At 64.2% G+C, this 14,362-nt stretch carries 11 protein-coding genes; 8 read left to right on the forward strand and 3 right to left on the reverse strand.

Annotated elements, in window-relative coordinates:
* The first annotated feature begins 13 nt into the window (after positions 1-13).
* From FIV42_RS08265 to kynU, 3 genes are all read left to right on the forward strand, one after another.
* Positions 14-850: a cyclase family protein gene (locus tag FIV42_RS08265; RefSeq protein ID WP_141197215.1), complete on the forward strand. Its 837-nt coding sequence runs from the start codon at positions 14-16 to the stop codon at positions 848-850.
* Between the two features lie 1,217 nt (positions 851-2,067).
* Positions 2,068-2,271: a hypothetical protein gene (locus FIV42_RS08270; protein ID WP_141197216.1), complete on the forward strand. Its 204-nt coding sequence runs from the start codon at positions 2,068-2,070 to the stop codon at positions 2,269-2,271.
* Between the two features lie 558 nt (positions 2,272-2,829).
* Entirely contained in the window at positions 2,830-4,101 is a 1,272-nt protein-coding gene (gene kynU / locus FIV42_RS08275) for a kynureninase (protein WP_141197217.1), read from the forward strand.
* A gap of 30 nt (positions 4,102-4,131) precedes the next feature.
* On the opposite strand, the gene FIV42_RS08280 is transcribed toward kynU, so the two are convergent.
* Together FIV42_RS08280 and FIV42_RS08285 are read right to left on the reverse strand one after the other, a co-directional pair.
* Complete coding sequence (locus FIV42_RS08280) at positions 4,132-4,527, reverse strand: hypothetical protein (protein WP_141197218.1); 396 nt, start codon at positions 4,525-4,527, stop codon at positions 4,132-4,134.
* Between the two features lie 184 nt (positions 4,528-4,711).
* Entirely contained in the window at positions 4,712-6,040 is a 1,329-nt protein-coding gene (locus FIV42_RS08285; RefSeq protein ID WP_141197219.1) for a cytochrome P450, read from the reverse strand.
* Positions 6,041-6,544: 504 nt separating this feature from the next.
* On the opposite strand from FIV42_RS08285, the gene FIV42_RS30065 reads away from it, so the two are divergent.
* The 5 genes from FIV42_RS30065 to FIV42_RS08305 all read left to right on the forward strand — a co-directional run bounded on the left by FIV42_RS30065 (position 6,545) and on the right by FIV42_RS08305 (position 13,813).
* A complete protein-coding gene (locus FIV42_RS30065; protein WP_168210497.1) occupies positions 6,545-6,802 on the forward strand; it encodes an acyl carrier protein in 258 nt (85 codons plus the stop codon).
* Positions 6,799-8,691 (forward strand): enoyl-CoA hydratase/isomerase family protein, encoded by a 1,893-nt coding sequence (locus FIV42_RS08290; RefSeq protein ID WP_168210498.1) that lies wholly within the window; start codon positions 6,799-6,801, stop codon positions 8,689-8,691. Before FIV42_RS30065 ends, FIV42_RS08290 begins: the two co-directional genes overlap by 4 nt.
* 38 nt (positions 8,692-8,729) lie before the next feature.
* On the forward strand, positions 8,730-10,649 hold the full coding sequence (locus FIV42_RS08295) for an AMP-binding protein (protein ID WP_141197221.1): 1,920 nt from the start codon (positions 8,730-8,732) through the stop codon (positions 10,647-10,649).
* Between the two features lie 68 nt (positions 10,650-10,717).
* Entirely contained in the window at positions 10,718-13,369 is a 2,652-nt protein-coding gene (locus FIV42_RS08300) for a hybrid sensor histidine kinase/response regulator (RefSeq protein WP_141197222.1), read from the forward strand.
* 78 nt (positions 13,370-13,447) lie between these two features.
* Positions 13,448-13,813: a response regulator gene (locus FIV42_RS08305; protein ID WP_141197223.1), complete on the forward strand. Its 366-nt coding sequence runs from the start codon at positions 13,448-13,450 to the stop codon at positions 13,811-13,813.
* A 35-nt stretch (positions 13,814-13,848) separates the two neighbouring features.
* On the opposite strand, the gene FIV42_RS08310 is transcribed toward FIV42_RS08305, so the two are convergent.
* Complete coding sequence (locus FIV42_RS08310; RefSeq protein WP_141197224.1) at positions 13,849-14,271, reverse strand: VOC family protein; 423 nt, start codon at positions 14,269-14,271, stop codon at positions 13,849-13,851.
* Positions 14,272-14,362: the final 91 nt, after the last annotated feature.

A 14,362-nucleotide genomic window follows, 5' to 3' on the forward strand; every position in this document is an offset into this window, starting at 1 on the left:
GGTCGCCCGCCTCATGAACCTGCTCGACGAAGTCTGCTTCGAGGTCGATGGCGAGTCGTACCGCGCCGATATGAGCCGCGTGTGGGACCTCGCCATCCGCCTCGACTTCGACGGCCCCCAGCCCAACGCTTTCCACCTGGGCGAGGCCCGCGCAAAGGCCGTCGAAGCCGGCGACTTCGTCGGCGACACCCGCCTGGGCGGCAGCGCCAACTGCGCCGACGTCCACCTCAACCCACACGGCAACGGCACCCACACCGAATGCGTCGGCCACATCGTCGACGAGCCGGTCGCCGTGGGCGAGCTCGCCAAGACGCCGCTGATGCCGGCGGTGGTGCTGAGCGTCCCACTCGTCTCCTTCGCCGATTCGGGCGAAAGCTACGGCGGCAAACACGCCGACGACGATCGCGTCATCACCCGACACGCCCTCGAATCCGCCTTCGCCGAAATCGAGGCCCCGGCAGCGTTCTGCCAGGCAGCTGTCCTCCGCACGCTACCCAACTCGCCGGACAAAACCGGGCGTCGCTACAGCGGCACGAACCCGCCCTACCCCACCTCGGACGCCATCGCCTGGCTGCGCGAGATGGGCTGCGAGCACGTCGTGCTCGACCTGCCGTCGCTCGACCGCGAGGACGACGGCGGCATCCTGCCGAATCACCACCAGTTCTTCGGTGTGCCCCAAGGCGAGCACTCCCTCGCCGGCGCCGAGCCCTCGACGCACACCGTCACCGAGATGGCCTTCGTCTCTGACGAAGTCGCCGACGGCATCTGGCTTCTCGACCTGCAACTGCCGCGCTTCGCGCTCGATGCTGCGCCCTCTCGGCCACTTCTGGTCGAAGTCATCCCTTCGTGAGCTAACCGCAAAGGTCGCCAAGGTCGCTAAGGACGCAAGCAAGGCATCCCCTGCTCCCTTTACCTCCTTTGCTCCCCTGGCGATCTTCGCCGCTCGTTGCCCCGAAGACCCCGGCGGGCTCGCCCCGCCCGGTGAATCAGCCTGTGCAGCTAAAAGCGTCGGCCAATCGAGCCCGAAGACCCCGGCGGGCTCGCCCCGCCCGGTGAATCAGCCTGTGCAGCTAACCGGCCGCCCAGGCCCATCACGACGGCATACCGGTGCGTCTACCGACAAAATTCGCCGGCATGGGCGCTGCGGAGTTTCTTGTGATGTCGACAGGTCAACGGGCAAAGCCCGCCCCGTTTTGAAGCCACCTCGGATAGGTCACGTCTCACTGCGACGCGCCCACCCCGACGCCACATCTTACGAGCTACATCGACGCCGCTGCGGCAATCCTCATGGCACAGGCCCATCTTCACGCCACATCTTCTACTTCGACGCTCCTACAAACCCGCACCGGGCAAATCCGATAACCGCGCTCCGCCACAAGGGCGAAGCTACCGGCTCGGCCTCCGCCGAGCGCGTCGAAGAGGTACGGTCCCACATCTCCTCGAAGATACGCTCGCTACGAAAGCTCTGTTTTGCGGATCGGGAAACCGTTCCGCCGCAGTCCAGGTTCTGTTCGACAACTCCGGACCGAGCCGAGGCGAGGGGATTCGGTGCAGATTCGGATGCCGTCTGACGCAGGCGATGCAGCGCATCGTCGAGGACAGACGGCGCCGAAGATGCACGAATCAACCGCCTTCGGCGACGGGAGCGAGTTGTCGAACAGAACCTTCCGAGCCCACCGGCTCAGCCACCCGGGCAGTGAGCCAACGCTGACGACGACTCACCCGCCCGTTTGAAATTTGTGGGGAAATTCGTGGCCACGATACTTCCACCCCTCATTACGGTTTTCGGCAAAAATCAAAAATCGTTGCGTACTTTTTTCACGATCGGCCCGTGGCGGGGTTTATGAGGCGAAATTCTCTAATGCACAGATCCGGATATTCGACCCACCGACGCCGCTCCTACCCAAGCACCTTACGAGCGTTGCGCTGCCCACCACCTGTCGCGATGCTGCTGCGGTAACCTTTACAATTCGATTGGGCCGGAGGGCTCGTCACCGTCCTCCGGGTAACCTTGCCAGAGAGGATGCTATGGGGATTGCCAAGCGTGATGCACGTCTGGAAGAACAGATGGGAGAGTCGGCCGACCGCGCCGATCAACTGACCCTGACGGGCCGTCCGGCCCAGCAGCGCGACCTCGCCGCCGGGATGCACGACCGGCTCAACCAGATCGTGCCGCCGGCGTCGACGGTGTTTTACGGGCAAGGCGGCGGCGCGGATGCCGAAGATCCCGACACGCCCACCGAACCCGCCGAGCCCGTCGTCGAAGCCTAAGTGATGGCTCGATAGTTCGCTCCCGCCTCACGAACGCCATTTCAGTTGCCCTTCGAATCGACGGAGGGCACTGAAATGGCGTTTCTGCGTATCCAGCTTCTCCATAGCCCGACGCACGAGCGTTTCTGTGCCGTAAAGATTTTCGAGAGCCCGATGAAACGCCCTTTCTACGCCTCGATCTCTTCCACATCCCGCTGCTCGGGCGCGTGTGCACCTCCCACATTTCCCAACGCCCGATGAAATGACGTCTCTGCGCCATCAGAGCCTCCAGATCCCGATGAAATGACGTTTCAATGCCCTTCGGTCTTTCGACGGGGCACTGAAACGAGTCGAGTTCGGCCGCTGGAGTTATGGGACGCGGCCTGCGTTGTCCCTCCTGCGTGAGCTAACGGCAAAGGTCGCCAAGGACGCTTAGGACGCTAAATACACTTATCCTTTGCTCCCTTTGCCTCCTTTGCTCCCTTGGCGGTTCATTCCCCCTGCAACCTTGCCCGATCCACCCAGAGTCGATTATTACCGTCCCTAGCTAAACTCGCCTTACAACCGGCCAGGTACACCATGTCGCACGAACCCACGCTCGAGTACGCCCAAAAGCTCGACCAAGAAGATCGCCTCGCCAAGTTTCGCGGCGAGTTCCACTTTCCCGTTCAGGATAACGGAGAGCCGTTCGTCTACCTGTGCGGAAACTCGCTGGGCTTGCAGCCCAAGGGTGTGCGCGCCGACATCGACGGGGAGCTCGAGGATTGGGCGAAGTTGGGCGTCGAGGGGCATTTCGACGGGCGGGACCCGTGGTACTCGTACCACGAGAAATTCTCGAGGATGCTCACCGATATCGTCGGCGGCCGGCCCGACGAGATCGTGGTCATGAACTCGCTGACCACGAACCTGCACCTGATGATGGTCTCGTTCTACCGGCCGACCGAAGAGCGCTACAAAATCCTGATGGAGGGCGGCGCGTTCCCGTCGGACCACTACGCGGTCGACAGCCAGGCCGATTTCCACGGGTTCGACCCCAAGGACGCGGTCATCAAGGTCGAGCCGCGTGACGGCGAAGAGACGCTTCGCCACGAAGATATCCTGGAGGCGATCGAGGAGCACGGCGACGAGCTGGCGCTCGTGATGCTCGGCGGGGTGAACTACTACACCGGCCAGCTCTTCGACCTCGAGGCGATCACCGAGGCCGGCCACACGGTGGGCGCGACGGTGGGCTTCGACCTGGCGCACGCGGTCGGCAATGCGCCGCTGAAGCTACACGAGTGGGGCGTCGATTTTGCGGTGTGGTGTCACTACAAGTACCTGAACGCCGGGCCGGGAGCGACCGGCGGCGCGTTCGTGCACGACCGGTGGGCCGAGGACGCCGAGCTTCCGCGTTTTGCAGGCTGGTGGGGCTACGATCCCGAGACGCGCTTCGAGATGCTGCCCGAGTTCAAGCCGATGCGCGGCGCGGGTGGCTGGCAGTTGTCGAACGCGCCGGTCTTCTCGATGGCGCCGCTCAAAGCGTCACTAAAACTGTTCAACGAGGCGGGCATGCCCGCGCTGCGACGCAAGTCGCTCGGGCTGACCGACTACCTGCTCTACCTCATCGACGAGATGCCGTCGGGGAGCTTCGAGGTGATCACCCCGCGCGCGCCGAAACGACGTGGAAGCCAAGTCTCGCTCAAAGCGACGCGAGACGGCCGAAAGCTCTTCGACGCGCTGCAGGAAAACGGTGTGATTTGCGACTATCGAGAGCCCGACGTCATCCGCCTGGCTCCCGTACCGCTGTACAACTCCTACGAGGATGTCTGGAAATTCTGCGACATTCTTCGTCGCACGCTCGCTAGCGATTAACGTCGGCTAGCGACTGATGCTGGCTGGCGACTAGTTCGTCGCCGTGCGCTGGCGCTGCCGCCACTGACCGATTGCGATTTGGTGGAGCGCTTGGAAGGACTCGGCGCGGCCGGACGAATCAAAGCTCTCGAGCGCGGCGAGCGCGGACAAATCGTCGGTCAACGACAAGGCGACCAACGCCTTTTGGCGCTGCCCGGGCATCGTGGGCATCGAGTTCAGCATCTCGACAAGCTCGGGAACACTATACAGCCCGACCCACCGATCGACTTTATCGGCGAGCCAGTTGTAGCGCTCCCGCTCGCGAATCAAGTGCAGGAACTCCTCGCCCGACATTCCCGTCACGGCCAGAGAATGAGCGGCGGTCGCACTCGACGAAGGGAGTTGCAACATCAGCGTCTGTTGACTGTCATGCGCTTTCTGGTTCATGGCATTGGCCTCGAAAGATGCGCAGAACGTCTTGCTGGTTGTCGATACTAAGGGCTTCAGTGTTGAAGTATATGCTCTCCCCAGAGTCGATCAAGCCGCAGCTCACTAAACGTTTATAAAAGTTCTTTGGGCACCCGATTAGCAACTCGTTAGCAGTCCTTTTGGCGTTTTTTGCGAGGGCCCCTCAGGCGCCGACCCGCTCGACCTCGAAGCGCACCCCGCCCGACGGCGCGATGGTGACCATGCGGCGCACCGGACGCACCTCCTCCTCGTCGCACAGGCGCAGCTCGACGCGCGTGGCGATGCGCGCCAAAAGGATCTGGAGCTCGTAGAGGGCCAGGTGCATCCCCAGGCAGCGGCGCACCCCGCCGCCAAAGGGCATGAATTCATTGTGCTTGTAGTCGCGCTCCAGAAAGCGTGACGGCCGAAACTGCCCGGGCTCGTCGTACAGATCTTCGCGGCGGTGCAACAGGTAGATCACCGGGGCGACGGTCACCCCGGCGGGCAACTCGTAGCCGGCGATCTGCACCGGTTCTTGCAACTCGCGGGCGATGATCGGCACCACCGGGTTGATGCGCAGCGTCTCCAGGACGACGCTCTGCAGGTAGTCGAGCTCGGCGATTTGGCTCGGGGAGGCGTCGGGGCCGAGCGTGGCCAGCTCGGCGCGCAGCCGCTCGAGCACCGGCGGGTGGGACCAGACCCAGTGCACTGCCCACGCCAGCGAGGTCGCCGTCGTCTCGTGGCCGGTGGCCAGCAAGGTGACCAGCTCGTCGCGCAGCTCGTCGTCGCTCAACGACTCGCCGTCCTCGTACTCGGCGTCCATCAATAGGCTCATGATGTCGTCGCCGCGTCGGCCCGTGGCGCGTCGCTCGGCGATCTCCTCGCGCACCAGCCGGTCCATCTCGGCCAGTGACTCTTGGAGCTGCTGCCACGCCGGCGATCCCGCCAGGCGCTCGCCGAATTGGCCGATCAGCGCGATGTTGAAGTGAGGATGGCTCAAGATCTCATCGAAGCAGCGATGCAACGCGTCGTGTCGGTCGTGGTTGGCCTCGCCGTCGAGGCCGAACACCAGCCGATCAATCAGGCCCAACGCCACCGACTGCGCCGTCTCGCGCATCGGCATCTCCTCGCCGACACGCCACCCGTCGATCATGCGGTCGGCCACCTCTTCGATCTGGTCGCCCCAGCCATGAATCTGGCGACGCGAGAAGTGCGGCATCATCAGTCGACGCTCGCGCTTGTGACGCTCCTCTTCGAGCAACAACAGCGAGTGCGCCCCCAGGAAGGGCTCCAGCAGGCCGTTGGCGGCGTGAAATACCGCCGGATCTCCAGTCAGAATCTGATGGATATGCTCGGGGTCCGAGAAGAGCACGTATTGGCCGTGGCCCCGAAAGTCGATCGTGAACACGTCGCCCACCTCTTGCCGACACCGGGCCAGCAGTTCGTAGGGACGCGTCATCCAACCAAAGGTCTGCTCGCGCGGGGACATCGACGGAGACGGCGGCATCGGCATAAGAACCTCGATGACCGCCCGGGCATTTAACCGAGCGGACAACTACAAAAGGCACACAACGAACAACCAAACGTTAAACATCAATTTGTCACAACTCGCTCCACACTTCCAACGAATACTTTTTGTCTCGTCCGTCACAGCCGATCACCGTCACCCACACTTTTCGCCTTATGAGCGCTCGCAATCCTTCGACACACGGCCACTCGACCACCTGAACATTAAAAAAGCCTTAATAACCGCATAAACACTGAGCGAGAACCACTTTTGACCACATCCTCCGAACGGTATCATTTCAATGCGTTAGCATGCCAAGAAGACACTACCGCCGAAACTACCAAAAATGAGAACTCTGCCCTTTTCATGCTAATCTAGGCTTATTAGCAAGACATATTTATTGCTAAAGACCACCCAAAAACCTAAAATTCAGCCACCGTAGACTCATGGACTGACATAGCAGTGTCGGTCGCTCGGATCGCTCCAAGCGCCGACCCAAGTGAGGTAGTGATGAAAGAAGTCGTCGAGTTGGTTCATCGTGCCATTCGGGCCGCCGCGCAAAACGAATTGCCCGACCGGATCCAGTCGCATCACTCCTTTCTCGAGGACCTCGGCTTCGACTCCCTGTCACTGTCGGTGCTGACTCTGGAGCTCGAAGCGCTCCTGGGCCGCCCGGTGCTGCTCAACCGCTGGGTCGAGCGCGCCTCGAGCCCCTCGAAGCTGACCGTCGAATCGCTGTGCGAATACCTCGAAGGAGTCGCCGCGTGAGTCAGACCGTCAAACAACCAAAGACAATTCACGTGTACCGACGCTCGCGTGGCGTGGTCGAAGTCGAACTCGACACGCCGGGAAGCGAGGTCAACATCTTGACCGGCGCGGTCGTCGGCGAGATCTACGAGCTGCTCGCCTCGCTCGACGCCTCGCAGGTCTCGGCGCTCGTCTTCACCAGCGCCAAGCCGCGAAGCTTCATCAACGGTGCCCAACTCATGCTCGCCAGCGCGGTGCAGTCGGCCGACAGCATCTTCGAGCTGACCGAGTTGCTACGCCGCACCTACCGGGCGGTCGCCGAGTTCGACGCCCCCACGATCGCGGCGGTTCGCGGCTCCTGTTACGGCTGCGGGGTGGAGTTCTCGCTCTGCTGTGACTACCGCATCGCCCAGAACGGCGCCGACACCACGTTCTACATGACCGAGATCGCCGACTACCTCAACGGACCGGCCTTCGGCAGCACCCAGCGTCTTCCTCGCCTGCTCGGCATCGAACACGCCATCGGGTTTTTGTTGTGGGGCCACCGTCTGTGGGGCGACCGCGCCCAGCAGGTCGGCCTCATCGACCGGGTGCTCGCAGAAGAGAGCTTCGACGCCGAGGTCGACGCTTTCGTCGACGCGATTATCGCCGGGAAGGTCGAACCGCGCGCACAGGTGCGCCAATCCACCGAAGAGCTGAACCGCGTGCGCGAGGCGTGCCTCGACGAGATCGACCGACTCCCCAAGGACTACCGACGCCTCTACAAAGACTGCCTGGCGTTGCTTCTCCACTCGGCGCTCAAGCAGGGCCCGCTCGAGGACGACGACTTCCACCGAGAGCTGCGTCTGGCCGGCGAGAGTCTCGTCGAACCGCAGGCCGAAGCCGCGCGCTCGTTTTTGTACCTTCGCCAGCTCGCCGAGCGCGTCTGGGTGCGCCAGATTCCGAAGCGCCGCGGATGGCTGCTCGGAGCCGACACATCGGACCAAACCGCCGCCCGCTTCGCCGACATGCTCGACCGGCGCGACGTCTCCGGCGTGCGACGACTGGGCGCCGGCGAGGCTACGTCGGCCGACGACCGGGTGTTCTGGCTGACCAGCCAACCGGGCGAGCCTCCTCGGCTCGACGCCGAGGTGACTCCGGTCGGCGTCTGCCTCGACCCCATCGGCGCCGCGCTCGAATGGACGGCCGACGTCGTCGTGCGCCGCCCCTTCGCTCACGCCGAGGTCGATCACTGGGAGACGCGCGTCCCGGCTACCGGCACCCGGCCGCTGGTCGAGATCGCGACGACGCCCGAGGGCACCGCGGCCATCGCGCCGCTGTTCGAGTACCTCGACGCCGCCGGCCACTCGGTCATCGTGAGTACACCTGAGGACGCGTTCGCTGCCGACACCTTCATGGCCGCCTTTGTGGCACCGCTGGTTGCCTACGTCGCCGATGGCGGTGACGCGAGCGCCGTGCACACCTCGCTGAGCCGGTTTGGCTTTGTCCCCTCGCCGCTTGCGGAGTTGGCCGGCGAAGCCGACCACGACGCGCTGCTCGACCTGGTGCGCCCGCAACTTCCCGAGCACCTTCGCGCGGAGGCGAGCACCGCTCTCGAGGCGTTGCTCGACGCATCGCACACCCAGTCCACCGCGCACCCCGAACTCGTCGACGCCGTCGTCGTCTCCTTGCTGTGGGCCACGCGTCGCGCACTGGCAGGAGGGCTGCTTCGCCACAGCACCTTGGCCGACGTGATCTGCCGAGAGCTGCTCGGCTTCCCGGTCGGCCACGCCAGCCTCTGTGAGTACGCCACCGTCGAGCGCGTCGACTCACTCCTGGACGAGTCCGACACGCTCGGGCGCTGGTTGGCCGAGCCCGCCCTCGAGGATGCCCGCGCCTTTGTCGACGAAGGTCGCAATTTTTACCTTTGAACCACCCAATCGACCCCGCGGGGCGATGGAGAGCCGCCATGCAGTCTGTGCTCGTATCAAAAGCGTCGGACTCGTCCGAGTCCGACTCGTCTGAAGAAGTCGTCTGGCGTCGTGCCGAGGGTTGGCAGGACAAGGTCCCCCAATCGGTCTGGGACGCGCTGCCCGATCCCGAGGAGAGCCTGCCGGCCATCTTCGCACGGCGCTACGAAGAGGACCCGACAGCGGTCGCCCTCCACGTGGTGAGCTTGGCCGGCGCCGAGCTCGACGCTGCGCCGATCACGTTCGAGCAGTTGTGGGAGCGCGTCCACCGCGCCGCCGCCCTGCTCGACGCGCGCGGCGTCGAAGCGGGCGATCGGGTGGTGCTCTCGCTCGACGGCATCGCCGACTTCGTCGCGTTCTTTCTGGCGTCGATGGGCCTGCAGGCCATCCCGGTGCCGCTGCCGCCGGTCACCGAGCTGCGCATGCCGCAGGCGTTCATCGAGCGCATCGAGTCGGTCTGCCAGGACTGCCGCCCGCGGGTCCTCGTGGGTGATTTGCCCGAGCGCTGGGCCGATCTCGAGCTCGACGGCGGCATCGTCGAGATCTTCGTCGACGCGAACAACCTCGCCGACGCCGACGCCGCCGAGATCACGCTCGACTTCGACTGCGAGCTCTCTCAACCGGCGTACCTGCAGTACACCTCCGGGAGCACCGGCCACCCCAAGGGCGTCGTCGTCACCCACGGCAACGCGGTCGCCAACCTGCGCGCGAGCACCCTGGGCGGGCATTTCTCGCCGGCCGACCGCTCGTTCTCGTGGCTGCCGCTCTTCCACGACATGGGGCTGATCGGCGGGCCGCTGTTGGGGCTGTTCGTTGGATTCGCCCCCTACTTGATGCGCCCGTCCGACTTCGTGACCCGACCCGACAGTTGGCTTCGCGGCGTCGAGCAATTCGGCGCGACCTTCATCGTCGCGCCCAACTTCGCCTACGCCGTGGCCGCCCGAAAGCTGCCCGACCGGCTCGTCGAGGGACTCGACCTGTCGTCGGTGCGCCTGGCCTTCAACGGCGCCGAGCCCATCGACCACCGCACGGTCAAAGCCTTTTTGGAGCGCTTCGCCCCCTGTGGGTTCGACCCGCAGGCGTTCTTCCCGGTCTACGGGCTCGCCGAGGCGACCCTGTCGGTGGCGTTTCCCTCGCCGGGCGAGACGGTGCGCTACGACAGCGTCAGCCGCACGGGGCTCGCCGCCGAGCAACTCGCCGAGCCGGCCGACGCCGAGGCGGCCTCCACGGCGACCTTCGTGGGTGTGGGGCGTATCGTGCCGGAACACGACCTGATCATTCGCGACCTCGACACCGACCGGGCGCTCGACGCGCGGCAGGTCGGCGAGATCTGCGTGCGCGGCCCCTCGGTCTCCCCGCGCTACTACGAGGTGGACGCCGAGGACGACACGGCCCGCGAGGAGCTTCGCACCGGCGACATGGGCTACGTGGCCGACGGCCAACTCTACGTGGTCGACCGAATCAAAGACCTGATCATCGTGGCCGGTCAGAACTACGCCCCGAGCGACATCGAACGCCACATCGGCCGACTGGGCGGCGCGCGCAAAGGCCGCGTGGTCGCGCTGACGCGCACCGACGAGACCCTCGGCACGGAGCAGTTGGTGGTCGTCTGCGAGGTCTCGCCCGGTCACCTGCGCCCGCTGGACGAGCTGAGCGACACCATCAAGCGGGTGGTCAAACGCCACTTCGGGCTGAGCGTTGCAGAGCTCGCGTTGGTGCCTCCGGGGAGTATCCCGAAGACATCGAGTGGCAAGATCAAACGGCGCACCACCCAACAACTGCTCGACGCCGGCCGCCTCGACTCGATGCGCGAGCCGCGAGTCCGTGTGCGCGAGACGCTTCGCCACCTCAAGAAGACCGGCACGCGCGTCGCCCTGCACTGGATACAGCAGCTTCGCGCCAAAAGCCCAATCCACTGAAATAGAGCCCGATCCGTTGAAGTGTGGCGGCACGCAAGCCGCCACACGCAGTTTCAATGAGAAGGACGATGAACCCCAGTTCCACAGAACAGAACCAATCTAGCTTCTTCGACCTACTAACCGCCCGGTTTCTGCCCAAAGACATCGAGGAGGGCTCCGACGACATCTTCCGCGCCCGCGTGGTGGTCGTCTTCTCGCTGGCGTTGGCCATTTGGGGGCCGATCTACGCGGCCGTCATGTACGCGCTCAGCGGAGCGTTGGCCGGGCCGCTGGCGGTCATCGCCTGTGCGGTGTTCGTCTGCAGCAGCCTCTTCCTGCTCCGCCGCGGCGTGAGCTTTGGCATCATCGGCAACTGGCTGGCGTTCAACGTCTTTTGGATCATGCTATTCGTCGCGCTGGTGAGCGACTTTGGCAGCCCGCCCTTTTTGTGGCTGGCCGTCGTTCCCATGCTCGCCGTGCTCATCTCCGGGATGCGCTCGGGGATGGTCTGGCTGGTGCTCGTGGTCGCCAGCGCAGTCAGCTACTACATCTCGCAGCTTCAAGGCGGGGCGACCGGCGGCGCGCTCGACGCGCGCCAGCAGGTCTTCTTCGAGCTGACCGTGCTGGTGGGCCTGTACGTGCTCGTGCTCTCGCTGACCTTGGCCTACGAATCGCTCAAGGAGTGGGCCATCGGCCAGATTCGCAGTCGCGAGGCGCACACCCAGGCGGTCGTCCAGACAGCCGCCGACGGCATCCTGACGGTCTCACCACGTGGACGTATCCGCGAGCTCAACCACGCGGCCGAGGCGCTCTTTGGCTTCCGCCGAGACGATATCCTCGACGCCCCGTTTGCCACGCTCGTGCCCCAGATCAGCGACGCGCCGCCCCAGGAGGAACCCGACGCCTCCGAGGAAGCCGACGGCGCCGACGGTGAGTTGTTCGCCACGGCGAGCCCCACCACATCCGAAGCTCGCATCGGCGGCATGGACGCCTGGCAGGGATCGGGCCGCGAAACCGAGGGCCGCCAGCGCGGCGGCAGCTCGGTGCCCATCGAGATGTCCATCAGCCGCATCGAGGGTGAAGACCTCGACATCGACCAGGGTTATGTGGCCATCGTGCGCGACATCACCGAGCGCAAGCAAAACGAGCGCGCCCTCGAAGAGGCCCGCGACGAGGCAGTGCGCGCCAACGAAGCCAAGAGCGCCTTTCTGGCCAATATCAGCCACGAGCTTCGCACCCCGCTCAACGCCATCATCGGCTACAGCGAGCTGATCTACGAAGACTTCGAGATGGACGGCCACACCGAGTATCTGCCCGACCTCAAGAAGATCGGCGTGGCCGGCGAGCACCTGCTCAGCCTGATCAACGACATCCTCGATCTGTCCAAGATCGAGGCGGGCAAGATGGAGCTGTACCTCGAAACGATCGACCTGCACTCGCTTCTGGGCGACGTCGCCGACACCATCGAGCCGGTGGTGGCCAAGAACGACAACACCTTCCTGGTCGACATCGACAACGCCCCGAAGACCATGCAGGGCGACATCACCAAGCTTCGCCAGGTGCTCTTCAACCTCTTGTCCAACGCCGCCAAGTTCACCGAAAACGCCACGGTGCGGCTGCATGCCTACGCCGACGTCGACGACGGGCGTAATATGTGCGTCTTCGAGGTCATCGACCGCGGCATCGGCATCCCCGACGAGAAGCTCGAGCGTCTCTTCCAGGCGTTCACCCAGGCCGACGAATCGACCACCCGCCAGTACGGGGGCACCGGACTGGGCCTGACGATCACCAAGCATTTCACCGAGATGATGGGCGGGCGCATCGAAGTGCAAAGCGAGGTCGGCCAAGGCACGACCTTCCGGGTGTTGGTGCCCGTGAACCCGCAGGTGTCCCACTCCGAGCCGTTGGATCTGGGCGAGGACGAGAGTTCGTCCGCCGAGAATGACGAGCTGATGGCCGACCCCAACTCCTCGGAGGTCTTGGTGATCGATGATGATCCCACCGTGCACGCGTTGATGAAGCGGTTCCTCAACCGCGAGGGCTTCGCCATCCGCTCGGCCAACAGCGGCGAGGAGGGGCTCGAGCTCGCCCGCGCCCACAAGCCCGACGCGATCACCCTCGACGTCATGATGCCCGAGATGGACGGCTGGACGGTCTTGTCGCGGCTCAAGGGTGACGCGGAGACGTCCGACATCCCGGTGATCCTGCTGACGATCGTCAGCAACAAGAATATGGGCTATTCGCTGGGCGCTTCGGAGTATCTGGTCAAGCCGGTCGACCGCAAACGACTCTCGACGGTGCTCGCCGACGTGACCGGCGCCAAGGGCGAGGGGCGGGTGCTCGTGGTCGAGGACGACGAGAGCACGCGAGAGATGCTCGAGCGCACCGTGGCCCGACAGGGCTGGCAGGTGGACACCGCCGCCAACGGGCGCCTGGCCATCGATCACCTCGAGAGCGCGCCGGCTCCCAACGTCATCTTGCTCGACTTGATGATGCCCGAGATGGACGGCTTCGAAGTGCTCGAGACGATGAGGGAGCGCCCCGAGTGGAAGGATATCCCGGTCGTGGTGGTCACGGCCGCCGATCTGACCGTCGAGGAGCGCACCCGGCTGAACAATCAGGTCAACCGGATTTTGGGCAAGGGCGCCTACACCAAGGATCAACTGCTCGCCGAGGTCACCCGCGCGGTCGGCAGCGGCGCAGCGCGCCACGTGAGCGACGAAGCTTCCGCGAACGTTTGAGAAGCCCCTGGCGACTTATCTGAATGAGAGCATTTTTCTGATCAAGGCAAAGATTTTATCGAGGCACAGAACCACGTCATGGCAAAGCTGCTACTGGTCGAAGACAACGAAATGAACCGCGACATGCTCGCCCGACGGCTGATGCGCCGGGGCTTCGAAGTCACCGTCGCCATCGACGGCGAGCAGGCCTTGAAGAAGTTGAGTGAAGGGAGGTTCGACCTGGTCCTGATGGACCTGAGCCTTCCGGTCATGGATGGCTGGGAGGCCACGCGACGCATCCGCCAAAAGCCGAAGTACGCGGACTTGCCTATCATCGCGCTGACCGCCCACGCCCTCGAGGGCGACCGCCACAAGGCCATCGAGGCAGGCTGCAACGGTTTCGAGACCAAACCGGTCAAGATCGAGAGCCTGCTCGAGACGATGTCCAACTGGCTCGACGGGTAGCGGGCGGTCACCGTGTGGAGATCACCGATCCCACGTCACCAAGATCCGGTGCTCTCCATCGACTTCCACGGCTCTTTGGGCTCGAGCGGCTCGCCCTTTTGCAACAACTCCACCGAGATGTCGTCGGGGGATTTGACGAACGCCATGCGCCCGTCGCGCGGCGGCCGGTTGATGGTCACGCCGCCGTCTTGCAGACGCTCGCAGACCTCGTAGATATCGTCGACGGCGAAGGCCAAGTGGCCGAAGTTGCGCGCGTTGCCGTAGGTTTCGGGCACATCCCAGTTGTAGGTCAGCTCGACCTGGCCGCCGTCGTCGCCGGGCGCCTGCAAAAAGATCAGCGTGTAGCGGCCGCCCTCGTTGTCGTAGCGCCGCACTTCCTCGAGGCCGAGCAAGTTGCAGTAGAAATTGAGCGACTCGTCGATGTCGCGAATGCGAACCATGCTGTGCAAGAATTCCATCTCTGACCTCTGTGCAGATAAAATTGAACCGCGAAGGTCGCAAAGGGCGCCAAGGACGGCAAAGGAAAAATTTCTATGACCTTTGCGCACT

The sequence above is a fragment of the Persicimonas caeni genome, assembly GCF_006517175.1.
GTDB lineage: Bacteria > Myxococcota_A > Bradymonadia > Bradymonadales > Bradymonadaceae > Persicimonas > Persicimonas caeni.